Source organism: Pseudomonas sp. F2 (assembly GCF_057174385.1).
Map to the genome: position 1 here is coordinate 880646 of NZ_CM169904.1, position 24306 is coordinate 904951.

General features: G+C 60.6%; 27 protein-coding genes. 12 read left to right on the plus strand and 15 right to left on the minus strand.

Annotated elements, in window-relative coordinates; translation table 11 throughout:
* Positions 1–14 precede the first annotated feature (14 nt).
* Complete coding sequence (locus AC193Q_RS03860) at positions 15–170, plus strand: hypothetical protein (protein ID WP_174376867.1); 156 nt, start codon at positions 15–17, stop codon at positions 168–170.
* A 45-nt stretch (positions 171–215) separates the two neighbouring features.
* On the opposite strand, the gene AC193Q_RS03865 is transcribed toward AC193Q_RS03860, so the two are convergent.
* The 4 genes from AC193Q_RS03865 to AC193Q_RS03880 all read right to left on the minus strand — a co-directional run bounded on the left by AC193Q_RS03865 (position 216) and on the right by AC193Q_RS03880 (position 3388).
* Entirely contained in the window at positions 216–488 is a 273-nt protein-coding gene (locus tag AC193Q_RS03865; RefSeq protein WP_047294946.1) for a hypothetical protein, read from the minus strand.
* Between the two features lie 278 nt (positions 489–766).
* A complete protein-coding gene (locus AC193Q_RS03870; RefSeq protein ID WP_095666868.1) occupies positions 767–1447 on the minus strand; it encodes an SOS response-associated peptidase in 681 nt (226 codons plus the stop codon).
* 48 nt (positions 1448–1495) lie between these two features.
* Positions 1496–2341 (minus strand): ABC transporter permease, encoded by an 846-nt coding sequence (locus AC193Q_RS03875; protein ID WP_121184918.1) that lies wholly within the window; start codon positions 2339–2341, stop codon positions 1496–1498.
* A 60-nt stretch (positions 2342–2401) separates the two neighbouring features.
* Positions 2402–3388 carry an aliphatic sulfonate ABC transporter substrate-binding protein gene (locus AC193Q_RS03880; RefSeq protein ID WP_121184920.1) on the minus strand — a complete coding sequence of 329 codons (987 nt, stop codon included), beginning with the start codon at positions 3386–3388 and terminating at the stop codon, positions 2402–2404.
* 292 nt (positions 3389–3680) lie between these two features.
* Between AC193Q_RS03880 and AC193Q_RS03885 the strand changes: the two genes are divergently transcribed.
* From AC193Q_RS03885 to AC193Q_RS03895, 3 genes are all read left to right on the plus strand, one after another.
* Entirely contained in the window at positions 3681–4628 is a 948-nt protein-coding gene (locus AC193Q_RS03885) for an ABC transporter substrate-binding protein (protein ID WP_121184922.1), read from the plus strand.
* Positions 4629–4759: 131 nt separating this feature from the next.
* Positions 4760–5659 carry a polysaccharide deacetylase family protein gene (locus AC193Q_RS03890; RefSeq protein ID WP_121184924.1) on the plus strand — a complete coding sequence of 300 codons (900 nt, stop codon included), beginning with the start codon at positions 4760–4762 and terminating at the stop codon, positions 5657–5659.
* A 109-nt stretch (positions 5660–5768) separates the two neighbouring features.
* On the plus strand, positions 5769–6011 hold the full coding sequence (locus AC193Q_RS03895; RefSeq protein WP_041062828.1) for a DUF1652 domain-containing protein: 243 nt from the start codon (positions 5769–5771) through the stop codon (positions 6009–6011).
* Positions 6012–6015: 4 nt separating this feature from the next.
* Here the strand turns inward: AC193Q_RS03895 and AC193Q_RS03900 are convergent, their stop codons facing one another.
* Positions 6016–6378, minus strand: coding sequence for an NUDIX hydrolase (locus AC193Q_RS03900; protein WP_483879159.1), 363 nt, complete (start codon positions 6376–6378; stop codon positions 6016–6018).
* 222 nt (positions 6379–6600) lie between these two features.
* On the opposite strand from AC193Q_RS03900, the gene AC193Q_RS03905 reads away from it, so the two are divergent.
* Positions 6601–6798, plus strand: coding sequence for a hypothetical protein (locus AC193Q_RS03905; RefSeq protein WP_041062822.1), 198 nt, complete (start codon positions 6601–6603; stop codon positions 6796–6798).
* A 58-nt stretch (positions 6799–6856) separates the two neighbouring features.
* Here AC193Q_RS03905 and AC193Q_RS03910 read toward each other — a convergent pair whose 3' ends face one another.
* Positions 6857–7096 carry a hypothetical protein gene (locus AC193Q_RS03910; RefSeq protein WP_041062819.1) on the minus strand — a complete coding sequence of 80 codons (240 nt, stop codon included), beginning with the start codon at positions 7094–7096 and terminating at the stop codon, positions 6857–6859.
* Between the two features lie 187 nt (positions 7097–7283).
* On the opposite strand from AC193Q_RS03910, the gene AC193Q_RS03915 reads away from it, so the two are divergent.
* Both AC193Q_RS03915 and AC193Q_RS03920 read left to right on the plus strand, forming a co-directional pair.
* On the plus strand, positions 7284–7619 hold the full coding sequence (locus tag AC193Q_RS03915) for a hypothetical protein (protein WP_041062809.1): 336 nt from the start codon (positions 7284–7286) through the stop codon (positions 7617–7619).
* Positions 7620–7807: 188 nt separating this feature from the next.
* Positions 7808–8413 (plus strand): DUF6338 family protein, encoded by a 606-nt coding sequence (locus tag AC193Q_RS03920; protein WP_131670206.1) that lies wholly within the window; start codon positions 7808–7810, stop codon positions 8411–8413.
* 186 nt (positions 8414–8599) lie between these two features.
* Here the strand turns inward: AC193Q_RS03920 and AC193Q_RS03925 are convergent, their stop codons facing one another.
* Positions 8600–9484 (minus strand): LysR substrate-binding domain-containing protein, encoded by an 885-nt coding sequence (locus tag AC193Q_RS03925; RefSeq protein ID WP_483879160.1) that lies wholly within the window; start codon positions 9482–9484, stop codon positions 8600–8602.
* A gap of 159 nt (positions 9485–9643) precedes the next feature.
* Between AC193Q_RS03925 and ydiJ the strand changes: the two genes are divergently transcribed.
* A complete protein-coding gene (ydiJ, locus tag AC193Q_RS03930; RefSeq protein ID WP_483879161.1) occupies positions 9644–12670 on the plus strand; it encodes a D-2-hydroxyglutarate dehydrogenase YdiJ in 3027 nt (1008 codons plus the stop codon).
* Here ydiJ and AC193Q_RS03935 read toward each other — a convergent pair.
* Positions 12603–13292, minus strand: coding sequence for a paraquat-inducible protein A (locus AC193Q_RS03935; protein WP_047294924.1), 690 nt, complete (start codon positions 13290–13292; stop codon positions 12603–12605). The two genes, ydiJ and AC193Q_RS03935, sit on opposite strands and share 68 nt — an antisense overlap.
* Positions 13289–13885, minus strand: coding sequence for a paraquat-inducible protein A (locus AC193Q_RS03940; protein WP_047294923.1), 597 nt, complete (start codon positions 13883–13885; stop codon positions 13289–13291). The genes AC193Q_RS03935 and AC193Q_RS03940 overlap by 4 nt, the downstream gene beginning before the upstream one ends.
* A gap of 152 nt (positions 13886–14037) precedes the next feature.
* On the opposite strand from AC193Q_RS03940, the gene AC193Q_RS03945 reads away from it, so the two are divergent.
* Positions 14038–15207: an acetyltransferase domain-containing protein gene (locus tag AC193Q_RS03945; protein ID WP_483879162.1), complete on the plus strand. Its 1170-nt coding sequence runs from the start codon at positions 14038–14040 to the stop codon at positions 15205–15207.
* A gap of 61 nt (positions 15208–15268) precedes the next feature.
* Here the strand turns inward: AC193Q_RS03945 and AC193Q_RS03950 are convergent, their stop codons facing one another.
* Positions 15269–16660, minus strand: a complete 1392-nt coding sequence (locus tag AC193Q_RS03950) for an aldehyde dehydrogenase family protein (RefSeq protein ID WP_095666858.1) — start codon at positions 16658–16660, stop codon at positions 15269–15271.
* Positions 16661–16763: 103 nt separating this feature from the next.
* Between AC193Q_RS03950 and ptrR the strand changes: the two genes are divergently transcribed.
* Both ptrR and AC193Q_RS03960 read left to right on the plus strand, forming a co-directional pair.
* Positions 16764–17642, plus strand: a complete 879-nt coding sequence (ptrR, locus tag AC193Q_RS03955; protein ID WP_041063049.1) for a putrescine utilization regulator PtrR — start codon at positions 16764–16766, stop codon at positions 17640–17642.
* A gap of 83 nt (positions 17643–17725) precedes the next feature.
* The gene (locus AC193Q_RS03960) at positions 17726–18388 is read left to right on the plus strand and encodes a M24 family metallopeptidase (RefSeq protein ID WP_483879163.1); all 663 of its coding nucleotides are present in this window, start codon (positions 17726–17728) and stop codon (positions 18386–18388) included.
* A gap of 3 nt (positions 18389–18391) precedes the next feature.
* On the opposite strand, the gene AC193Q_RS03965 is transcribed toward AC193Q_RS03960, so the two are convergent.
* Both AC193Q_RS03965 and AC193Q_RS03970 read right to left on the minus strand, forming a co-directional pair.
* Complete coding sequence (locus tag AC193Q_RS03965) at positions 18392–19015, minus strand: glutathione S-transferase family protein (RefSeq protein ID WP_483879164.1); 624 nt, start codon at positions 19013–19015, stop codon at positions 18392–18394.
* A gap of 104 nt (positions 19016–19119) precedes the next feature.
* Positions 19120–20535, minus strand: a complete 1416-nt coding sequence (locus tag AC193Q_RS03970) for a purine-cytosine permease family protein (protein ID WP_115984986.1) — start codon at positions 20533–20535, stop codon at positions 19120–19122.
* A 398-nt stretch (positions 20536–20933) separates the two neighbouring features.
* Here AC193Q_RS03970 and AC193Q_RS03975 point away from each other — a divergent pair, with 398 nt between their 5' ends.
* Complete coding sequence (locus AC193Q_RS03975; protein ID WP_483879165.1) at positions 20934–21845, plus strand: LysR family transcriptional regulator; 912 nt, start codon at positions 20934–20936, stop codon at positions 21843–21845.
* Positions 21846–21864: 19 nt separating this feature from the next.
* Here AC193Q_RS03975 and argE read toward each other — a convergent pair whose 3' ends face one another.
* The 3 genes from argE to AC193Q_RS03990 form a co-directional block, all read right to left on the minus strand.
* Positions 21865–23016, minus strand: coding sequence for an acetylornithine deacetylase (gene argE / locus AC193Q_RS03980; RefSeq protein WP_483879166.1), 1152 nt, complete (start codon positions 23014–23016; stop codon positions 21865–21867).
* Positions 23013–23690 carry a DUF1028 domain-containing protein gene (locus AC193Q_RS03985; protein WP_483879167.1) on the minus strand — a complete coding sequence of 226 codons (678 nt, stop codon included), beginning with the start codon at positions 23688–23690 and terminating at the stop codon, positions 23013–23015. The genes argE and AC193Q_RS03985 overlap by 4 nt, the downstream gene beginning before the upstream one ends.
* Positions 23691–23843: 153 nt before the next feature.
* On the minus strand, positions 23844–24260 hold the full coding sequence (locus tag AC193Q_RS03990) for a RidA family protein (protein WP_003225869.1): 417 nt from the start codon (positions 24258–24260) through the stop codon (positions 23844–23846).
* Between the last annotated feature and the right edge of the window lie 46 nt (positions 24261–24306).

A 24306-nucleotide genomic window follows, 5' to 3' on the forward strand; every position in this document is an offset into this window, starting at 1 on the left:
GAGGCGAAGTTCACATGACGACCGAGCAGAAGCGTCCGGATGAAAACCAGGCAGTAGACGACGAAGTGGACGAACCGAGCGAAGAGGAAATCGAGCGCGAGAAACGCAAGGAACAGACGTGGAAGCACGACGATGACAAGGAACTCACCGGGCCCGACGTGAAATTCTGACAGCCCCATGCAAAAAGCCCCGCAGCAGCGGGGCTTTCTGTTGTTTCACAGGTCTTCCAGGTGCGGGAAGTCCGGATGTGAAGCCCGATAGCCCAGCGTCTTGTCGATCCACGCATTGAGCTCATTGACCATCACCGGTGGGTGGCCGGGATAGCCTTCGAGCGTGGTGCGCAGAATACGTTCGATGTCCGGCACTGAACGCAGGTTTCGGGTCTTGATGTAGTGGCCGATAAAACAGTCGAGTTGAAAGCGTTCTGTCATGGACAGATAAATACACTCCAGGCCGTTGGCCTGTTTGATTGCAAAATCGTCGCGCAACTTAGTTCTCTGCAAGGCTTGGTAAAAGTTGTAGGGGATTCCTGGTTTGTTGACTCTTTGGTCAACTGGTATGCCAATTGGAAATGCGGCGCGCATGCTATCCGTAGTGCATCTAAATGTATGTATGACGGTTGAAATGTCAGACAAGCGGTTAAATCGCTCAAACGACTGTTTTTTTGAGGCTGTTTCAGCAATGAAACACCAGCTGTAAAGATCGAGTGTCACCTGTAATCACCTGCGGCAGCCCCTACAGGGTAAACGCGTGAGATCACGGATCTTTAAGCCACTTCTTCAATCAGCCCGGCGCCCTGATTGCGCGAATTGCCGACCGCTTTGCCGACTTTGTGCCAGGCAAAGGCCTCGCTGGCTTCACCTTCGAACAGCAGCATCTGTTCGGCACGTTCCGCCGGTGTTGCCGGGTCGAGCCACTCGGCAGCCAGCTCCGGGCGGAACACCACTGGTCGGCGATCATGGATATCGAGCAGGCCGCCGACACTGTCGGCGGTGATGATCACGAAACCATCGTCGTCCCGGGCGTCGTTGCCGGGTGTCGGAAACTGGCCGATGGCCGCACAGAACACCGGCCCGTGATCGGCACGCCGGATCAGCCACGGCTGTCGGGTATTATCCGGGCCGTCGACCCATTCGAACCAGTTGTCGACCGGCACGATCAACCGATGACGCCAGATCGCCCGGAAGAAGGGGCCATGGGCGACTTTTTCTACGCGGGCGTTGATCGGCGCCGCGCGGTCCCTGGCCCAGTGCGGACGCCAGCCCCAGCGCAGGTTGTCGGCATACAGGCGTTGATCATATTGATGAAGAATGGCAAGAGACGTGGTCGGCGCCGCGTTGTAGTGTTCCAGCGCGGCGTCGCCGACGTGATTGATCAGCGCATCGGGAATGCTCAGCACCGCGACAAAGTCGTGAATGCCACGGTACTGCGAGAGTCTTCCGCACATGCGCTGAATCTCCGGTTGCACGCTTTCAGCTTAGTTGGCTCTGGCCAATCAATCCTGCGCCGCCTGACCGGTGAACGTGTCGCGCCAGACCAGCCAGCGACGCTCCAGCAGCGCGAGCACACCATCGCTGAGTTTGCCAAGCACGGCGAGCACGATGATCGCTGCCAGCACGATGTCCGGTCGCGAGGTCTCGCGGCCGTCGCTGAGCAGATAACCGAGGCCTTTGGTCGCGGCGATCAGCTCGGCGGCCACCAGAAACATCCACGCCAGACTCATGCCGCTGCGCAGCCCGGTGAACAGGCCGGGCAGGGCGGCCGGCAACAGAATCCGCCGTACCAGTTGCAGGCGGCTGAAGCCATAGATGCGCCCGACCTCGACCAGTTTGCGATCGATGTTGCGAATCGCCGCGACCACGTTGACGTACACCGGAAAGAACGCGCCGATGGCGATCAGCACGATCTTCGAGGTTTCATCGATGCCCAGCCACAGCAGCAACAGCGGCACCCAGGCCAGACTCGGAATCGAACGCAGCGCGGCGAACGTCGGTTCCAGATACGCCTCGGCCTCACGACTGAGGCCGACCCAGGCGGCGAACACCAGTGCCAGGCTGGCGCCAATTGCAAACCCGAGCAACACGCGGATCAGGCTGGCGCCGATGTGTTTCCACAGCGCGCCTTCGGCGAGGTCGGTGAGGGTCAGGGCGATCTCGCTGGGGGCCGGCATTTGGTAGGACGGCAGCCAGCCGAGACGCACGATGAACTCCAGGACGACTACGATCAGCAGCGGCAGGGCCAGACCTTTCAGGCGCCGTCGCCATGTCGGGTTGAGGGATGACGCTCGCGGCCTCGACAAGCGCCGAGGAGGAGCGGGCAGTTCGTTACTGCGAGTGGTCATACGTGGGCTCCGCTCACAGCGAATCCGCAGCGGACGCGGATGGGCTGTGAGTCTGGTCGGTTACTGGCGGGCGACGGCTTGCTGCACACCACTGTCGAGCAACTGATCGATGACTTGATCGACATTCACCCCGCGCCGCACCAGTTCCTCGGACACCAGAATCGGTGCCGCCGCCTTGGACGCCTGCACGTCGTTGGCGGTCAGTTGCGGGCTGCTCAAGTCGGTGCGCGACAACTGCAGTTTGGCCACGTCCAGCGGCAGGCCGGACTCTTTGGCCAGCAACGCGGCAAACTCCTCGGGATTTTTCAGCGCCCATTCGCGCGCCTGCTCGTAGGCTTTGATCACCGTGTCGATGGTATGCGGATGCTCCTTGGCGTACTGCTCGGTGACGCTGACCACGCCATAACTGTTGAACGCCGGGTTGCGGTACAGCAGACGCGAACCGGCCTGCACCTGACTGGCGGCCATGTGCGGATCGAGTCCGGCCCAGGCGTCCACATCGCCTTTTTCCAGCGCGGTGCGACCATCCGGATGTTGCAGGTGCACCAGTTCCACGTCGTCTTTTTTCAGCCCGGCCTGTTGCAGGCTGCGCAGGGTGAACAGGTAAGGATCGGTGCCCTTGGTGGCGGCGATTTTCTTGCCTTTGAGGTCGGCGACGCTCTGGTACGGCGAATCCTTGCGCACCACCAGCGCAGTCCATTCGGCGCGGCTGTAGACGTACACCGATTTGATCGGGCTGCCGTTGGCGCGGCTCAGCACTGCAGCAAGGCTGGCGCTGGAGGCGAAATCGACGCCGCCGCTATTCAGATACTCCAGCGAACGGTTACTGCCCTGGCTGAGCACCCAACTGACTTTGGTCTGCGGCAGGGCTTTTTCGAGGAAGCCGAAATGTTTGAGCACCAGGCTGACCGGTGAGTAGTAGGCGTAGTCCAGATGAACTTCGGCGGGCGCCGTTTCGGTGGCGTGAGCCAGCGGCTGCAGGCTTAGCGCCATGGCGCTGGCAACCAGCAGCGTTTTGAGGCGGAAAAACGGGAAGAAGGATGTCATGGCGGCGCTCCGGCAAAGGCACTGTTTTTATGTCCAAAAATATATTTTTAGTGGCTGCTTCCTGCATGAATGGAATATTGCAGGCTCTGTGCCATGTGCGTATCAGCCCATGTTTACGGGGTTTTCGCCGGGTTTGACGGCTTTCAACTGTTGCTGGGACAACACGCTGGTATCGCACTGTTGCGCAGCGAACAGTGAGCATTCGGTGTGCTGAGCTTATGCATTAATCGAATTTAAGAAGCGCCGATCAAGAGCGTTATCGTCTATGCAAAATCCCATTGCAGGACCCGCCATGAAGCTCTCCAAATTCTTGCGTATCACACTGATTGCTGGACTGTTCAGCGCACCGCTTTCCTACGCCGCCGAGTCGTTGGTCCTGCACGTCGGTGATCAGAACTACTACAACATCCGCGCCTCCATCGAGGCCTCCGGCGTGTTGAAAGACGCGCCGTACAGCGTCGACTGGAAACATTTCCAGGCCGCTGCACCACTGGCCGAGGCGTTGCAGACCGGCTCACTGGATCTGGGCTTTCTCGGTGATTCGGGTTTTCTGTTTCTCGCTGCCAAACAGGCGCCGGTGAAGCTGATCGGGGTATCGCGGCAGAACCCGGACACCATCGCCTTGCTGGTGCCGAAAGATTCGCCGGTGAAAACCATTGCTGATCTGAAGGGTAAAAAAGTCGCCTACTGGCCCGGCGCGTGGAGCCAGCAGCTGACCTTGCGCGCCCTGGAGCAGGGCGGTCTGCCGGAAAATTACGTCGACTTCGTCAAGTTGATGCCGATTGATGCGGCAGCGGCATTGCCACAGGGCAGCATCGACGCGTTCCCGGTGTGGGAACCGTACATCTCCCAGCAAATCGTGTTCTCCGGTGCGCGGCCGATACTCACCGCGAAAAACCTGATGCCGGGCCTCAGCGCGATTGCCGCGTCGGCGCCGTCGATCGATAGCAAACGTGCCGCGATTGCTGATTTTCTCGGGCGTTTGAAACGGGCGCGGGCCTGGGTCGACAGCCACACCGATGAATATGCGGATCTGTGGGCGAAGAAGGCCAATCTCGATCAGCAGGTGTCGCGGCACTGGTTGCGCCAGGCGCACATGAGCGTCGGGCCGGTGGATCGACAGGCCGCCGCCGACCTGCAAAGCACTGCCGACTTTCTGTTCAAGGTCAAGGCCTTGCCGGCGCCGCTGGCTACTGCCGGGATCATCGACACCTCGTTTGAACAGGCATTGGCGGACTGAGCGAGCGCCGGAACCAAAGCCTGTGTACCCTATCCAACGCTGGCTCGAATAGCCGGGCACAGGGATGGATCAGGGCGAGGGAGTTTTGCCGGACGACAACAGGACCGCAACGGTCAGGCGCAAGGCAAAACATGAAATACGCGTTCAATCTCCTCTGTGCAGCGGCCATCGCGTTCGGGCTGGCCGGCTGCATTGCCGCGCCGATCGAGATGACCGCGCAGACCGAAACCCGGCTCAAGGCCCAGGCGCCGGTACGGTTTCTGCTGACGTTCGATGACGGCCCCAGCGCTTCAAGCTTGTGGAACCCGTCGGCGACGGTGCTCGACAGCCTCAAGGACAACCCGGTGCAACCGGACATCAAAGCGGTGTTCTTCGTCCAGACCCGCGCGCCCCGCGCCGGCAACAGTGAGATTGGCCGCGGCATCATGCGACGCGAATACGCCGAAGGGCACATCCTCGGATTCCACACCGCCACCCATTGGCACACCAACCATCGCTCGCTTGATCCGCAAGAGCTGGAGCAGTCGTTGAGCAACGGCACCGCGGATATCGCCGCGATCACCGGCGCTGCGCCGATCCTGCTGCGTCCGCCCTTCTGGAATTATGACAAGCGCACCTTCGCTGCCTATCAGCAACACGGACTGCATGTGTTGCTGACCGATTTGAGCGCCAACGACGGCAAGATCTGGGGCTTCAACGCCAGCCCCCGACGTCGGGCGAATATGCTGCGCCAGCTATCGGAAGTCCGCGAGCGCATTGCCCGCGGCGAATTACCAACCGTGGACGGCGTCATTCCGGTGGTGGTGACCTTTCATGACCTCAACCGTTACACCGCGCGACATACTCGCGAATACCTGCAGATCCTCCTCGACAGCGCCGCTGCCACGGGCGTAAGGCTGGCGGACAAAGCGTTCTACGACGATCACGCGGCGCTGCAGAAAGCGGCGCTGGCGCGCACCGTTCAGCAGAGTTCGCAGCCGGTGCAGTTGCCGGGCCTCTGGAACTGGATCTGGGATCACGACGCGCATTGAGGCGGGGTCAAATATGTGAGCGGGTTGGCAATTGCCGGGGCGGCAGGTTGCTGATGGCTCATCTATGCTCAACGGGTCGACCGACTCAACGCCTGCGAGGCGTGTACCCATGTTAGCCATTGCCGACATCTGCCGGATTGTCGAGTCCGGCTTTCCGTCGCTTGAATGCGAATGCACACAAGTGGAGCAGGGACTGCTGCGGATCAAGGTTTATGAGCCTGACTCCGGGCGAGTCGAGTTGTTGCTCAATGGGGTTTCGCCGGAGCATCTGGTGACAATCCGCGATCTTTCCAACTTCATCGGCGAATTGCGCACGGAAATCAGCGCCGGGCGCCGGGCGTTTGCCGGTTGAAACCTCACAAGCGTCGTTGAACTGCCTGCACGATGCGCAAGGTCGCGTCGCTGGTGGGCAGATTCTGCACGGCGTCCAGCGGATGCCAGATGCATTCGACGATCTCGTTTTGCGGGCGCAACTGTTCAAGGTCGAGCACCGAAGCCTCGTAGACATGATGCTGGGTGCTGCCGCTGTGCAGTTCCATCAGATACAACATCTGCTCGGCATCCAGTGCCGTTTCTTCCTGCAGCTCGCGCGTCGCCGCCCCGGCTCTGGTTTCCCCAGGCTCGACTTTGCCGCCGGGCAATGTCCAGCGACAGCGGGGTTTGCGGACCAGGAGAACGTGTCGATCCTGCTCGCAAATGACGGTTGCGCGTACTTTCATCTGTTACCTGTTTGTTGCGTGTCACATAAATGAAATAAAACTGCAATATTCGAGCCGGGCCGGGATTCAAAGGTTCCGTCAAGGTTTTGAGCGTGTGGCGAGGCGGAAAGTGCCAGAGCCTTGGCACATGACTGTCGCGACACCCGGTCGGCACATCTGTGGCAACAGGGTGTAAGGTAAAAACGCAGAGCTGAAACCACCGTCAGCAAAAAGGAGGTACCCATGAGCATTCCTGTTCTGAACAAAATGCACATGAACGGCTACGACGTACTCAGCGTGAACAACGGTCCATGGCGGGTTTGTACCCAAGGCGACCGGCTGGCATCGTTTGGTAGCAGAGAGGAAGCGCTGGCCTATGCCGCTGCGTTGCCGGGTTACAGACAACGCTCGGCGCGAGCGCGAAGTCACACTGCAAATTGAAGCAGATGTAACGAAACAGCCCCGGTGATGACCGGGGCTTTTGTCGAGGGCAGGGGGATCAGTGAACCTTGATCCGGCTGATGGAGCGCGTTTTCACTTCCTTGGCATAGGACTGCAAGCGTTCTTCATCACTTTGCAGCACCTCACAAGACCTCAGCACCGCTTGGGCATCCGCTTCGTTGCCGCTCTTGCGCAGCTGTTCGGCGATACGCTTGAGGTCGACTGCCGACCATCTCAGATCCGATGCAACGGCTTGCAGGTCGCGTTGAAGTTCGTGTTCGTATTCATTGAGCCGCATGATCACCTCCGGAACATTCTCGGTAAAACAGAGTAGCCGCATTTTTCAGCGATGATGCGCAGCTCGTCTGCCACCGGGCTGGATGCATGTAAATATTTGTCCAATCTCCCTTGTGGGCGAGGCGCCGCGCTGGATGTACATCCGGTTACACGTTACATTCGCTTTTTTTTCAAAACAGGGAAACACCATGCGGATATGGATCGGGAGTCTGGCGTTGGCATTGCTGGCGGGTTGCTCATTGCCAGCATCGCTGGTTCCGGGCGAGCCGAATCTCAGCAAGACCACCACCAAGGCGCCTAAAGACTATGCCGCGTGCTTGTTGCCGTTGTGGCAGCAGGACATTCCGAAAACCACACAGACCGCGATTTCCAATGGTTACCGGATCACGGCACCGAGCATCGTCACCGCCGACGAGATTCTTGACATCATCAAGTACAAGGACGGCAGCCGGGTTTCCCTGTATCAGGGACCGCCCTGGGCCAAGTCCGGGTCGTTGCGCAAATCGGTGCGTGACTGCCTGTAAAACACGGCCTCAGCTGCAAAAAACGCCGCCAGAAAAGCAGAAACCGGAGCAACGGTTTCTGCTTTTTTGCTTTGTGAATTTGCGAAACGCGTTGTGACAGATCGGCACGAGGCATTTGCCGGTGTGCGCTAGGCTTTTGAGTGCCGCCCGGTAACCAGTGGGGCATGCCTTTCAAGGAGCCACGGATCATGGATGATCTGGTCAAAGAAGTTATTCCGTTGTTGCAGTATCTGATTCCCGGATTTGTCTCGACCTGGATTTTCTACACGCTCACTTCATTCAAGCGGCCTGATACGTTTGGGCAGATTGTGCAGGCGTTGATTTTTACGTTTGTGATTCATGGAGTGGTGTTGGGGATCGGCGCTATTGGGCTATGGGTAGGCTCGAAAGGCTTTTCTGTAGGGAAATGGGATGGCAAAGCCCAAGCTTTGTGGGCGTTTATGGTTTCAATGGGGCTCGGCTTGTTGTCGTGTGCTTTGGCTTCGAATGACAAATTGCACAAATGGTTACGAAGTAAAAATGTAACGAATAAAAACTCTTACCCGAGCGAGTGGTACAGCACCTTTGCGCGTCACAATAGGCTGGTAACGCTGCATTTGACCGATGAAAGGCGATTGTTCGGCTGGCCCGTCGAGTGGCCTTCCGGCCCATTGGAGGGGCAGTTCATCATGCTGAATCCAGGCTGGCTGGGTGAGGATGGCGTGGCGTTGCCTTTTGGCGCCGAATTATTAGTGATAGATTCCTCGAAAGTTCAGTGGGTCGAATTCAGTGCTGTCGAAGAGGTTTCATCATGAGCGCAAAAGAGCCTACTCCCATGCCGCCTGGCGTCAGGCGCCTCTTTTATGGCCCGGACGGCAAGCTGCTGGCCAAGCCCCTCGTCAAAGGGCCGAGTGCGCCGCCACCGCTAAAACGCCAGTACCGGGATTGACCAAGCGCCGCTCATTGAGCGGCGTTTCGTTATGTTTGGCATTAATTTCCGGTCAGAGCGTATCCACCAACCAGTCCCTGAACGCTTTCAGTGACGGTAACGCCTCATTGCGCGGTGGATACACCAGGTAATAGCTGCGCCGGCTGGTGATCGGCTCCCCCAGTTGCAGCAGCTCGCCGTTGAGCAATTCATCCTCCACCAGAATCCGTGGCACCAGCCCCACGCCGATATTCGCCCGTACCGCCTGAATCAAGTGCGAGGTCATTTCAAAGCTCGGGCCGATGCGCATGCTGCGGTGTGGCAAACCATGATGGGTGAACCATTCCGCCCACGCCTGGGCATTGCTGCTGACATTGAGCAGCAACTGCCCGGCGATGTGCTGTTCAGCGTCGTCGCGTTCGGCCGGCGACAACTGCGCGCTGGCGATCACCACCAGTTCCTCAGTGTGCAGTGGCAGGGCGCTGAGCCCCGGCCATTCACCGCCGCCGACACAGATCGCGGCGTCGATTTCGCTGGTGTCGAAGTCGATTGCTTCAATGCGCGAATGCAAGTGCACGGTCATGCCCGGGTGCGTGGTGTAGAAGTCCTTGAGTCGCGGCAGCAGCCATTTCGAGCCGAAGGTCGGCAGCGTCGCCAGACGCAAACTGTGAATGCCCGAACCGAACGCCATGGCCTGCAATGTCGCGCTGCGGATCTGCCCGAGGGCTTCGGCCAGTTCGCGCTGATACATGCGCCCGACATCGGTCAAAACCACTTGTCGGCCTTCGCGGCTGAACAGGCGCATGCCGAGCATCTTTTCCAGAATCTGCACCTGACGGCTGACCGCGCTTTGCGTCAGCGACAGTTCGTGGGCGGCGCGGGTGTAGCTTTCATGGCGTGCAGCGGCCTCGAAGGCCAGCAATAACGACATGGAAGGGGTGAGGGTTCGCGGATTCATTCGTTTTAGTCATGGATTACGGGTCGATTTTACGTTTGTCCCGAAGGCACCAAGCAATGAACATAAGCACCATGAGATGGCGGGAGCGTGACGTAATCATTCATTGCGCACAACTGTTCACCGCCACACGGCCCGATTTTGACCGAGATTTCCCGACCGATGATTGCCCAGCTGGCGCCCGCCACCGCATTGACCACTGATTACCAACAGTTTCTCAAAGCCCTGAAAGCCAGTGGCTTTCGTGGTGAGATCAGTGCCGATTACGCCAGCCGCGTAGTGCTCGCCACTGACAATTCGATCTATCAGCGCCTGCCGCAAGCGGCGGTGTTTCCGATGGATGCCGAGGATGTGGCACGGGTCGCTCGGCTGATCGCCGAGCCGGTCTATCAGCAAGTGGTGATCACCCCGCGCGGCGGTGGCACTGGCACCAACGGTCAGTCGCTGACCGATGGCATCGTCGTCGACCTGTCGCGGCACATGAACCGCATCTTGGAAATCAACGTCGAGCAGCGCTGGGTGCGGGTGCAGGCCGGGGTGGTCAAGGATCAGCTCAACGCCGCACTGAAATCCGCCGGGCTGTTTTTCGCCCCGGAGCTGTCGACCTCCAACCGCGCCACTGTTGGTGGCATGATCAACACCGACGCCAGCGGCCAGGGCAGTTGCACCTACGGCAAGACCCGCGACCACGTACTGGAACTCGACATGATTCTGCGCGGCGGTGAACGCCTGCACGGTGCAGCGCTGGCGGAAGGCGACCTGACAGCGTTGTGTGCCCGTCAAGACCGGGTCGGTGAAGTCTATCGCTGTGCGCGGCAGATCATTGATGAGCAAGGCGAGTTGATCAAGCAACGCTTCCCTGATCTCAACCGCTGCCTGACCGGCTACGACCTGGCGCACCTGCGCGAGGCCGACAATCGTTTCAACCTCAACAGCGTGCTGTGCGGCGCCGAAGGCTCGCTGGGGTTTGTGGTCGAGGCGAAGCTCAACGTTCTGCCGATCCCCAAACACACGATGCTGGTGAACATTCGCTACGCCGGCTTCATGGATGCGTTGCGCGATGCCCGGGCGCTGATGGCGCTCAAGCCGCTGTCGATTGAAACCGTGGATTCCAAGGTGTTGCTGCTGGCGATGCAGGACATCGTCTGGCACGGCGTCGCCGAATATTTCCCGGAAAGCGCCGAGCGGCCGACACTGGGGATCAACCTGGTGGAGTTCTGCGGTGACGATCCTGAAGATCTGCAACGCCGGGTCGAAGCCTTCCTCGAACACTTGAGCAGCGACACCACCGTCGAACGCCTCGGCCATACCCTGGCGGTCGGCCAGGCGGCGGTGAACAAGGTCTATGGCATGCGCAAGCGCGCCGTCGGCCTGCTCGGCAACGTTGCCGGCGAAGCGCGGCCGCAGCCGTTTGTCGAGGACACCGCAGTGCCACCGCAGCATCTGGCCGAATACATCGCTGAACTGCGCGAACTGCTCGACAGCCACGGTTTGCAGTACGGTATGTTCGGCCATGTCGATGCCGGCGTGCTGCATGTGCGGCCGATTCTCGACATGAAGGATCCGCAGCAAGCGGCGTTGGTGCGTCCGGTGTCCGACGGTGTCGCGGCACTGACCCAGCGCTACGGCGGCCTGTTGTGGGGTGAACACGGCAAAGGCCTGCGCTCGGAATACGCGCCGGCATTTTTCGGTGAGCTGTACCCGGCGTTGCAGGCACTCAAAGCCGCGTTCGACCCATTCAACCAGTTCAACCCGGGCAAGATCGCCACGCCGGCCAACACCCACGCGCAGCTGTTGAAGATCGACGAAGTGACCCTGCGCGGCGAACTCGACCGGCAGATCGACGAAAAGGTCTGGCAAAGCTACGGCGCAGCCATGCATTGCAACGGCAACGGCGCCTGCTACAACTTCGATCCCGACGACGCCATGTGCCCGTCGTGGAAGGCTACCCGCGAGCGTGCGCAATCGCCCAAGGGCCGCGCATCGTTGATCCGCGAATGGCTGCGCTTGCAGGGCGAGGCGGGGGTGGATGTGCTGTCCGATGCGATTCGTCGTCCGGCGTTTTTCCGCAACCTGTGGACCCGTTGGCGCAACAGTCGTGGGCAGAGTGCAGACTTTTCCCATGAAGTGTATGACGCCATGGCCGGCTGCCTGGCGTGCAAATCCTGCGCGGGGCAGTGCCCGGTCAAGGTCAATGTGCCGGAGTTTCGTTCGCGGTTTCTGGAGCTGTATCACAGCCGTTATCTGCGCCCGGCGCGGGACTATCTTATTGCTTCGCTGGAGTACAGCATTCCATACATGGCGCGGATTCCGGCGCTGTACAACGGTGTGATGGGCGCTGCGTTCGTGCGCCAACAGTTGGAGCGTCTTGGTGGCATGGTCGATGTGCCGTTGCTCAGCCGCTTTGATTTTCACGCTGCGCTGCGTCGCTGGAAGGTGCAGCCAGCGACGGTATCGACACTGTCGGCGCTGACCCCGGCCCAGCGCGAGCGCAGCGTGGTGTTGGTGCAGGATGCCTTCACTCGTTACTTCGAGGCGCCGCTGCTGGCGGATCTGCTGGAACTGATTTCGCGGCTGGGCTATCAGGTGTATCTGGCGCCGTTCAGTGCCAACGGCAAGCCGCTGCATGTGCAAGGCTTCCTGTCAGCGTTCAACCGTGCAGCATTGCGCAATGCCCGACAACTGCGTGAGCTGGCCGATATCGGCGTGCCGTTGTTGGGGCTGGATCCGGCCATGACGCTGGTCTATCGCCAGGAATACCAGAAAGTGCCCGGCATGCTGGAGTGCCCGGAAGTTGCACTGGTGCAGGAGTGGTTGCTCAAAGTGATGCCGGAGCAGGCTGGTGGCGACGTGCCGCAGTCATTCCGGCTGCTGGCGCACTGCACCGAGAAAACCAACGCGCCGGCCGCCACTCGCCAGTGGGAACAGGTCTTCGAACGGGCCGGGTTGAAACTGGCGACGCAGGCCACCGGTTGCTGCGGCATGTCCGGCACCTATGGCCATGAAGCACGCAACCGTGAAACCTCGGCAGTGATCTACGAGCAATCCTGGGCGCGGCAGGTCGAGGCTCCGGCGGAGCAGGGCGAGGCACTGGCCACTGGTTATTCCTGCCGCAGTCAGGTCAAGCGCCAGTCGGATCGGGCGCTGCGCCATCCGTTGCAGGTGTTGCTTGAGGTGGTACGTCGCTGAGTGGTTCGTCGTCCGGGGCGTTGTCCCAGATCAGCCGCGGGTCGAAGCTCATCGCCGAAAACATGGTGAACACCACCACCATGCCGAAAAACAGGATGCCCGGGCGGGGTTCGATATCGCCCAGCGCCTGGAACTTCACCAGCGCCGCGACCAGTGCGACCACCAGCACGTCGAGCATTGACCAGTAGCCGATCAGCTCGACGAATCGGTACAGCTTGGAGCGTTCGCGGCGCGCCCAGTCGCTGTTGCGCTGCACGGTGATCAGCAGCAGCGACAGGGCAACAAACTTGATCCCCGGCACCGCGATGCTGGCGATGAAAATGATCAGCGCGATGTCCCACGCGCCACCCTCCCAGAACTCCAGCACGCCGCTCATGATCGTGCTGTCGGCACCGTTGCCGAGCATCACCGTGTTCATCACCGGCAGCAGGTTGGCCGGCACGTAAAACGCCAGCGCGGCAAACAGATAGGCCCAGGTGCGCGTCAGGGAATTGGTCTTGCGCCGATGCAGCGGTGCATCGCAGCGCGGGCATTCGTGCGGTTCATCGGTCATGTCGCAGGCCAGCCCGCAGCTGTGGCACAGGCACAGATTCAATTCGCTGGCGGTCGCCGGTCGCTTCATAAAATGTCCCACAGATCACGAATGTCGCGGCCGGCAATGCGGATCATCATCAGACTCAGCACCGCCAGGGCGAACAGGCCGATGCCCGGCAACACATCCAGCAGTCCGGCGAGTTTGAACACCGCCACCATCGCCCCCAGCAGACACACTTCGAGCATGCTCCACGGGCGCAAGGTTTCCAGCCAGCGCATGCACAGCTTGAATCCCGGTGCTCGCCGTGAAGACAGTGCGTAACTCAGCACCCAGATCAACAGCACCAGTTGAAAGGCCGGGGCGATGATGATCGCAATTGCCGCGACCATCGCCATGAACGTGATCGGCCCCTGACTCAACGCCAGCACCGAATCCCACAGCGTCGCGCTGTTCTTCAGGCCCTTCATGCTGATGCTCATCACCGGGTAGAAATTGGCGAACAGCCACAGCATGGCGGCGGTGAACGTCAAGGCCAGCCGCTGTTCGACGGTCAAGCCGTTATAACGCTGCAGCACGCCGCCACAACGCACGCAGAGGGTTTTCTGGTGTTTGCCGAGCACGACTTTTTCATACACGCAATCGCAATGCTCGCAGATGATCAGGTGTTCGGTTGAAGTCATGGGCAACGCTCGACAGCTGGCGCAAAGGGCAGGGGGCGCCTGATCACTATAGAAGCCTGACGTGATTGGGCAAATGTCGATTGGCTTGGGAATCGACTTTTTGTGTTATAGAGTAACGCGCTTCGATTTACTGACTCGATGGCGAAATGTCCATGACGATTACCTGTGCTCGCTCCAACCCGCCGCCGACCGGTCGCTTGCTGTCCATTGATGCCTTGAGAGGTCTGGTGATCCTGTTCATGTTGCTGGATCACGTGCGTGAGACGTTCCTGTTGCATCGCCAGGTGTCCGATCCGATGGATATCGCCAGCACTGAGCCGGCGTTGTTTTTCAGTCGCACCCTGGCGCATCTGTGCGCACCGGTGTTCGTGTTGCTGACCGGGTTGTCTGCGTGGCTGTTCGGTGAAAAGTACGCGGGCAAGGCCGATGTCAGTGCCTTCCTGTTCAAGCGGGGGCTGTTTCTGGTGCTGCTGGAATTCACCTTGGTGAACTTCGCGTGGACGTTTCAGTTACCGCCGAGCGTGATCTATCTGCAGGTGATCTGGGCGATTGGCCTGAGCATGATCGCGCTGTCGCTGCTGGTCTGGTTGCCGCGCTGGCTGTTGCTGACGCTGAGCCTGGCGATCATTGCCGGGCATAACCTGCTCGACGGTGTGCATTTCGCGCGGGAGTCGGCACTGCATGTGCCATGGGCGATCCTGCATGACCGGGGCTGGATCGAGGTCGGGGACAGTCTGCGCTTGCGCACTTCGTATCCGCTGTTGCCGTGGATCGGCGTGATCGGTCTGGGTTATGCGCTGGGCCCGTGGTTCGCCCGCGGGGCTGATGCCTGGAGCCGTCAGCAGGCTCTGTTACTGGGCGGTATCGCCGGTCTGCTGGGCTTCTTCGGGCTGCGGCTGATCAACGCTTATGGCGAAAAGCCTTGGACGGTTGAAGACACGACCGTGCAAACGCTGATGGCGTTTTTCAACATCACCAAGTACCCGCCATCGCTGCTGTTCATCACCCTGACGGTGAGCATCGGATTGCTGTTATTGCGGGTGTTCGAACGGCAGCAGACGCGCCGCTGGATTCGCTGGCTGACGGTCTTCGGTTCGGCGCCGATGTTCTTCTATCTGCTGCACCTGTACGTGCTGAAGGTGCTTTACCTGATGGCGCTGGCGCTGTTCGGACTGAATCAGGGCAGCCATTTCGGATTCGACTCGGTGCCGGCAATCTGGCTGGTGTCGGTGCTGTTGGCGGTGGCTCTGTACCCCGCGGTGCATTGGTTTTCCGCGTTGAAATCGCGGCGCCGTGATATCGCCTGGCTGAAGTATCTTTAATAATTAAGCACGCACAAAAAAGCCCGCAAGCGCGACAAACGCTTGCGGGCTTTTTCATGGCTTATTTTCGATCCAGCCACACCGTCTGCGCGTTGCAGAACTCACGCACGCCGAAGTGCGAGAGCTCGCGACCGAAACCGCTTTTCTTCACGCCGCCGAAGGTCACGCGCGGGTCGCTGGCGGAGTAACCGTTGATGAACACGCCGCCGGTGTCCAGTTCGCTGGTCAGTTGCTGGGCCAGTTGCACGTTGGCGGTGTAGATCGTGGCGGTCAGGCCGAAGTCGCTGTCGTTGGCCAGGGCCACGGCGTGGGCGCAATCGCGGGCGGTGATGATCGAAGCGACCGGGCCGAACAGCTCCTGTTTGAACGAGGTCATGCGGTCGGTGACATCGGCCAATACGGTCGGCTCGTAGTAGTTGCCCGGGCCTTGGGCCTTGCCACCGCCGAGCAGCAGGGTCGCGCCTTCTTCGAGGGTGTCGCGCACTTGCTGGTCGAGTTCGTCACGCAGATCGAAACGTGCCATCGGGCCGATATAGGTGTCAGCGGACAGCGGATCGCCGACTTTCAATTGACGCGTGGCCTCGACGAATTTGCGGGTGAACTCTTCGACCACGCCTTCTTCGATGATCAGGCGCTTGGCCGCTGCGCAAACCTGACCGGAGTTCTGGTAGCGACCGATGACGGCAGCCTGCACGGCCTCATCCAGATCAGCATCATTGAGCACGATGAACGGGTCGGAACCGCCCAGTTCCAGCACGCATTTTTTCAGTGCGGCACCGGCCTGAGCGCCGATGGCCATGCCGGCGCGCACGCTGCCGGTCAGGGTCACGGCGGCGATGCGCGGGTCGGCGATGGCGGTCGAAACGCCTTCGGGAGTGACGTTGATCACTTCAAACACGCCGTCCGTAAAGCCGGCGCTCTTGAAGGCATCGCGCAGCAGGTAGGCGCTGCCCATCACGTTCGGCGCATGTTTGAGCACGTAAGTATTGCCGGCGATCAGCGCCGGTACTGCGCCGCGCAGCACTTGCCAGATCGGGAAGTTCCACGGCATCACCGCGAGGATCGGGCCCAGCGGACGGTACTCGATCCGCGCTTTGCCACCCTCGACCTGAGTCGGTTCGGCGCTGAGCATGGCCGGACCGTTTTCGGCGTACCACTCGCAGAGCTTGGCGCACTTTTCGATTTCGCCACGGGCCTGGGCGATGGGCTTGCCCATTTCCTGGGTAATCATGGTTGCCATGGCTTCGGCGCTGTCGCGCAGGGCGCCGGCCAGGGCAGTCAGGGCGCGGGAGCGATCCTGCAGCGGCTTGCGTTTCCACTTCGAGAAACCGAATGCGGCGCGGGTCAGCGCAGCGTCGAGGGCCTCAGCGGATTCAAAGGCGTAGTGACCGATCTGTTCGCCGGTGGCGGGGTTGATCGAGATGGCGTGGGTCTGGCTGGAAATCTGGCTCATGGCTGGCTCCTGCGAGTTCAGTGGATGGGCCTAGAGTAGGGTGGCGTTTGTTTTCTGGAAACTGAATAATAAAGATCGATTCTTTCACGATTGGAGAATGACTGTGGATCTGGTGCAGCTGGAAATCTTCAAGGCCGTTGCCGAGCACGGCAGCATCAGTGCTGCGGCGGCGCAGATACATCGCGTGCCGTCGAACCTGACCACGCGGATCAAACAGCTGGAGCAAGACCTGGGTGTCGACCTGTTCATTCGCGAGAAAAGCCGTCTGCGCCTGTCGCCGGCTGGCTGGAGTTTCCTCGAATACGCCCGGCGCATTCTCGATCTGGTGCAGGAAGCACGGGCCACGGTCGCCGGTGAAGAGCCGCAGGGTGCATTCCCCCTCGGTTCGCTGGAAAGCACCGCCGCAGTGCGGATTCCTGAACTGCTCGCGGCGTACAACCAGTTGCATCCCAAGGTCGATCTGGACCTGTCCACCGGCCCGTCCGGAACGATGATCGATGGCGTGCTGGCCGGGCGCTTGGCGGCGGCGTTCGTCGATGGCCCGGTGCTGCACCCGGCGCTGGAAGGCGTGCCGGCGTTCGAAGAAGAAATGGTCATCATCGCACCGCTCAATCACGCCCCGGTGCAGCGTGCGGCGGATGTGAATGGCGAAAACATTTACGCGTTCCGCTCCAACTGTTCCTACCGGCACCACTTCGAAAAATGGTTCAGCACCGACGCCGCTGTGCCGGGCAAGATCTTCGAGATGGAGTCGTATCACGGCATGCTCGCCTGCGTCAGCGCCGGTGCCGGGTTGGCGCTGATGCCGCGCAAAATGTTGCAGAGCATGCCCGGCAGCGCGACGGTCAGCGTCTGGCCGCTGGCGGCGGATTTTCGCTACTTGACCACTTGGCTGGTGTGGCGCCGGGGTACGGTGTCGCGCAGTTTGAGCATGTTTGTACGTTTGCTGGAGGAGCGCGGCGTGGTGCGTGCAGAAGAGTAATTGACACGTTGTGTCATGGCTGTATCTTGATCGGTGTTTCGCAATATAAAAAACTATACAGCGTAGCCATGAGGAACGAGCAAATGAGTGCAGCCCTGAGCGGTAAAGAAGCAGTCGGTGAGCGGTTTGTGCTGGAAACCATGCGTCACGCGCAGAATCTGACCTGGCAGGCCGTCGATGCCATCGCCCAGGTGATCAAGCCTGGCATGCGCGAATCCGCAGCCCAGGAGCAGGGCAAGCAGCTCCTCGCCGGACTGGGCATGGACCGCATCTGGCATCCGCTGCTGATCCGCTTTGGCGCCAACACCCTGAAGACCTTCAAGCAACGCTCCGATGGCGATCCGGTGCTGGGTGAAAACGATATTTTCTTCATCGACATGGGCGTGGTCTGGCAGGGGCACGAAGGCGATGCCGGGGCGACGTTCACCACCGGTTCCGATCCGGAAATGATGGCTTGCGCGGCGGCGGCCAAGGAGCTGTTCCACCGGGTCGAAGCGTTCTGGCGCCAAGGCGTGTCCGGGGTCGAGTTGTACCGCTACGCCACCGATCAGGCCAACGCCATGGGTTGGGTACTTCACCTCGATATCAAGGGCCACCGCGTCAGCGATTTCCCTCACGCGATTTACAAAGGCGGCAATCTCGGTGATTTCGAGCAGGCACCGAATCCCGGGGTGTGGATTCTGGAAATCCAGATCGCCCACCCGCAGCGGCCGTTCGGCGCGTTTTATGAAGATCTGCTGATTTGATCGTCACGGCGTACCGTTCCTGCCATACAGGCGAAAGCCTTCGCGTTGGCTCAGACGCTCGTAATACGCCCTGACGGCGGCATAGTCCGGATGTGCGAGCGGCGTTTCGAACCAGCGGTTGACCGACAGCCCAATGGGGATATCGGCAAGGGAAAACTGTTCCCCACTGACATAGGCGCCAGTCTTCTGTAATTGCTGATCGAGGATGCCCATGGTCTTCGACCACTGCTCGACGCCGTTGGCCAACGCGCTGCGGTCCTGGTGATCCACTGACTTACGCACCAGCGACAGGAACGCATACGACCACGAACGGTTCAGCTCCGACGCCTGCCAGTCGATCCACTGATCGACCCGCGCGCGAGTTCGCGGCGCGGTGGGGTAGAGGCCTGCACCGCCATAGGTGTTGGCCAGATAACGAATGATGGTGTTCGATTCCCACAACGTGAAATCGCCGTCCTCAATCACCGGCACCATGGCGCAGGGGTTGAGGGCGAGAAATTCCGGCGTGTCGGTGGATTTGAAGCCCGAGCCCCAATCCTCACGTTCGAACGGGATCTGCAGTTCGGCACAGGTCCACAGCACTTTGCGCACGTTGATCGATGACGCCTTGCCCAGAATTCGCAGCATGAGTTTTCCCTTTCTCGTGGTTACCTGGAGACGCTCAACAAATACCACACCACAACGCAGAAGGCCCGCACAGCAGCGGGCCTTCTTTTTGCCGCGAATCAAATTCAGAGACTGCCTGCCAGTTTGCCGCCCATCATCCGCCGCCGGTAGGCGCTGTCACGATTGGCCAGCCAGAAGTACAGCGGCGAGGTCACCAGCAGCCCCACCAGCCACGACAGATCCGCGCCGTTGATATGCGCCGACACCGGGCCGACGTACAGCGGGGTGTTCATGAACGGGATCTGCACCGCGATGCCGATCGCGTAGGCCAGCAACGCTTGCGGGTTGTAGCGTCCGTAGATACCGCCGTCGACCTGAAAGATCGACTGGATGTCGTACTGGCCCTTGTGGATGGCGTAGAAGTCGATCAGGTTGATCGCGGTCCACGGCACCAGGACCACCAGCAGCACCAGCACCATGTCGACGAAGTGCCCGATGAAGTCCTTCGAGGCGCCGACGGCGGCGAAGCAGCAGGCCAGCAGCACGATGATCGAGATCACCGCACGGCTCTTGGCGGTCGGAATCCAGCGGTAGGCGAAGGTCTGCACCAGGGTAATCAGCGACAGCACGGCGCCGTACAGGTTGAGGGCGTTGTGGCTGATCACGCTGAGCAGGAACAGCACCAGCATCAGCGGACCAATCGAGCCGGTGGCAAGTTTGACCGCATCCATGGTGTCCATGCCCACGGGCGTTGCCAGCACGGCAACGGCACCGAAGATGAACGCCAGGCTCGAGCCGAGCGCCGAACCCAGATAGGTGGTCCAGAATGTCGACGAGACTTTCACGTCCGCCGGCAAGTAACGCGAGTAGTCGGACACGTACGGGGCAAACGCGATCTGCCACAGCGCGGCGAGCGACACGGTGGCAAGCCAGCCGGAGAGGTTGAAGCTGCCGCGGGTGAGGAAGTCATCGGTCTGGATATGGGTGAAGATGTAGCCGAAACCGACGACGATGCCGATCCCCAGCACCCAGGTACCGATGCGGTTGAGCACGTGGATGAAGCGGTAACCGATGATGCCGATGATTCCCGAACCGAGGGCGCCGATGACGATGCCGACCGGCACCGGCACGCTATCGACCACGCCGTGCAGCGACTTGCCGGCCAGCACGATGTTGGAGGCGAAGAAGCCGATGTACATGACCCCGGCAATCAGCACCACCAGCAGCGCGCCGAGCGAGCCGAACTGCGCGCGGCTCTGGATCATCTGCGGAATGCCCATCTGCGGGCCTTGCGCCGAGTGCAGTGCCATCAGCACGCCGCCGACCAGGTGACCGACCAGAATCGCGACGATGCCCCAGACCAGGTTCAAGTGGAACAACTGCACGCCCAGCGCGCCGGTGACGATGGGCAACGGCGCGATGTTGCCGCCGAACCACAGCGTGAACAGATCCCTGACCTTTCCGTGGCGATCTTCGGGGGGCACGTATCCTATCGTGTGTTTTTCAATGAGCGGGGCGGACGTTGTTGCAGAGGTGGACATGACGAACTCCAAGGCAAGGATGAGTACGTGGACGTACTTCGATAAGCGCCGACACGAACGGCGCATTTCTTGTTGAAGCGATCATGTGCAAAGGCCCGGGATAGATAAATTAGTAAGTTTGTTGCTTCAGACCTTAAAAAATATATGCCGCGTGTAATGCGTAGCTCCGGTATGTTCAGGCTTCACTCTTTTCTGGATTTACACAGTTTTGTGGTGAGGGGATTTATCCCCGATGGGCTGCGAAGCGGCCCCTCTTTTGACTTTAGAAACAGGGGCCGCTTCGCGCCCCATCGGGGATAAATCCCCTCACCACAGAACCCCCTGACTACAGATAAATGTCCTGACAACAGATAAATCCCCTCACCACAAAAGCGTTGTCTCACGTGCAGAGGTTTTATATGGCCGCCTACAACCTGCGCCAGCTCAAGTACTTCGTCACCACCGCCGATTGCGGCAGCGTTGCCGAAGCCTCGCGCAAGCTCTATATCGCCCAGCCGTCGGTATCGACCGCGATCAAGCATCTGGAAGAAAGCTTCGGTGTGCAGCTGTTCATCCGCCATCACGCCCAAGGCGTGTCGCTGACGCCCAGTGGCTCGCGGTTTTATCGCAAGGCGCTGGAGTTGCTGCGGGTGGCGCATGAGTTCGAGCAGAACGCGCTGGCGGACAACGACGTGGTCTCCGGGCAGATCGATATCGGCTGTTTCGAAACCGTCGCGCCGTTGTACCTGCCGCGCCTGATCGCCGGGTTCAAGCAGCGCTGGCCGGGGGTGGAAATCCGTATTCGCGACGGCGAACAGCAGGAACTGGTGCAGGCACTGACCGCCGGCAGCATCGATGTCGCGATGCTGTTCGAGCACGACCTCGACAGCACCATCGACACCTCCTCGCTGATGCCCCCGCAGCAGCCTTACGCCTTGCTGCCGGCCGACCACCGCTTTGCGCAACAGGGGAAAGTCTCGCTGCACGATCTGGTACTGGAGCCGATGATCCTGCTCGACGTGGTGCCGAGCCGTACCTACTTCGTGAGCATCTTCGAAGAGCGCGGACTGACTCCGCACATCGTTTTCAGCTCACCGTCGATCGAGATGGTGCGCGGCATGGTCGGGCGCGGTTTCGGCTTTTCGATTCTGGTGACCCGGCCGTTCGGCGAGTACACCTACGACGGACAGAAAGTGGTGTGTGTGCCGCTGGCGGAAACGGTGACCGGTTCTGGCTTGTCGGCGGCCTGGCTGCGCCGGGTGCAACTGACCAAACCGGTGCAGTTGTTCGTCGATCATTGCCGGGAGGAATTGGCTCGACTGTACGCCTGAGCGTACGTCGAACCGTGTTTCAAGCGCGGATAAAAGCCAGCATCCGTTGCAGCATCGCATCACAGGCATCGAGTTGCGCGCGACTGACAAACTCGTCCGGTTTGTGCCCCTGATCCATGCTGCCGGGACCACAGACCACCGTTGGGATACCCGCCGCATCGAACAGCCCGCCCTCGGTGCCGAACGCCACGGTGCCGAATTCCCCTGAACCGCAGAACGCCGCGATCAGCTCCGCCGCCTGACTCTGCGCATCGGTGGCCAGGCCGGGATAAGCCGACAGCTCACTGAAATGAATCGCGCTGTGCTCGCTGACCGCCCGCATGCGCGGCAGCACGTGCTGCTCGGCGTAGGACTGCAACTGCTGCGCGACCAGGCTCGGATCCTGCGAGGGCAGGGCGCGGATTTCGAAGTCGAAGCGGCAATCGGCGGGGACGATGTTCAAGGCCTTGCCGCCGCTGATCACGCCGGTCTGCACCGTGCTGTAGGGCGGATCGAAACGGCTGTCGTGCTGCTCGGGTGCCTTCAGTTGTTGGCCGATGCGCCCCAGTTCGCCGATCAGCTCGGCGGCATACTCGATGGCGTTGACCCCTAGCGGCGCGTAGGCCGAATGGCACGGATGCCCGTGTACGTCGCAGCGCATCGCCAGTTTGCCTTTGTGGCCGAGCACTGGTTTCAGTTCGGTGGGTTCACCAATGATGCACAGCAAAGGTTTGACTGGACGTTGTTCCAGTTCGGCGAGCAACGAGCGCACGCCGAGGCAACCGACTTCTTCATCGTAAGACAGGGCAATGTGCACCGGCATGCGCAGTGTTGCTTGCACCAGCGCCGGCACCAAGGCCAGCACGCAGGCAATGTAACCCTTCATGTCTGCGGTGCCGCGCCCGAACAGCTTGCCGTCGTGCTCGCTGAGTTCGAACGGCGCTACGGTCCACGGCTGGCCGTCGACCGGTACCACATCGGTGTGCCCCGAGAGCACGATGCCCGGTTGCCCGGCCGGGCCCATCGTCGCGAACAGATTGGCCTTGCTGCGCTCGGCGTTGTAGATCAGCTCGCACGGTACGTCGAAGCCAGCGAGGTAATCACGCACGAACTCGATCAGTTGCAGATTGGATTCGCGGCTGGTGGTGTCGAACCCCACCAGCGTCTTGAGCAACGCGGCGCTGTTGCTCATCGATCATCTCCGGCAACGCCATAGCCCGGTGCCTTGGCCGGGTCGAGCGCGCGATCGATGTAGTCCTGCAGCTGCGGCTGATAGGCGTCCCAGAGTTTTTGCAACTCGCCGATCGGATTCTCGTCGGCCCAGTCGACCCGCAGATTGACGATCGGCCAGGTCTGTTCGCCGACCACCATCACGGCCGCCGAATGCACTGGCCCGGCTTCGCCACCGAGGGCCTGGGCGGCGTGCAGGGCCTTGATCAAGCGGTCGGCCAATTGGCCTTCGCCGTCTTCAAAGGCGCTGACCATTGCTTCGATCACCGCGCGCCCGGCGAGCATGTTGCCGGCGGCCACGCATTGTTCGCCGGACACGGCGTTGTGCACGCCGAGGGTTTGCGCCCCACTGAAATGCGCGGTCTGGCCGAGGTGGTTGATCGCGGTGATCTGCCGGTACTGGCTATAGCCGTTGCGGGTCAGCACCTGGTCCAGCGCCGCATCGGGCGCGTGACCTTGTTCCATCAGCGCGAGGACTTCCGGGCCGAGGGACGGCAGGGTGATGTTCTGGCTCGATACTGCACCCACCCCCGGCAGCAGCCACGGGCAACGCGCGCCGACGGCGATGCTGGAGGAACTGATGGCGACACCGAACTGGCCGGTTTCGGGGCAACGGGCTGCGATTGAAAAGGTCATGGTCTAACTCCTTTCGAGGAATTTGTTGTCCTTGCGGGCCTCATCGCTGGCAAGCCAGCTCCCACAGTTATTGGGTTGGTCACAAAATCTGTAAGCACCTCAAAACCTGTGGGAGCTGGCTTGCCAGCGATAGCCGCGACTCGGTCTGCCGACTTACTCGGGAATCACCGCCACCACATCAATCTCCATCAGCCACTGCGGCTGCCCGAGTGCCGACACCACCAGCCCGGTGGAAATCGGGAACACGCCTTTGAGCCACTTGCCGACTTCCTGGTACACCGGCTCGCGGTAGCGCGGGTCGATCAGGTAAGTCGTGGTCTTGACGATGTGGCTCATGTCGCTGCCGGCTTCCTCCAGCAACTGTTTGACGTTGCGCATCGCCTGTTCGGCCTGCGCGCGCGGATCACCGAGGCCCACCAGATTGCCGTCGAAATCAGTGCCGACCTGACCCCGGACATACACGGTGTTGCCGGCACGCACGGCCTGGCACAGGTCGTTGTCCAGGGTCTGGTTTGGGTAAGTGTCCTTGGTGTTGAACATACGGATGCGGGTGTGAGTTGGCTTGCTCATGTACAGCTCCAGACTGGGTATTCAGCGGCGCAGAAGCACCGCCGCG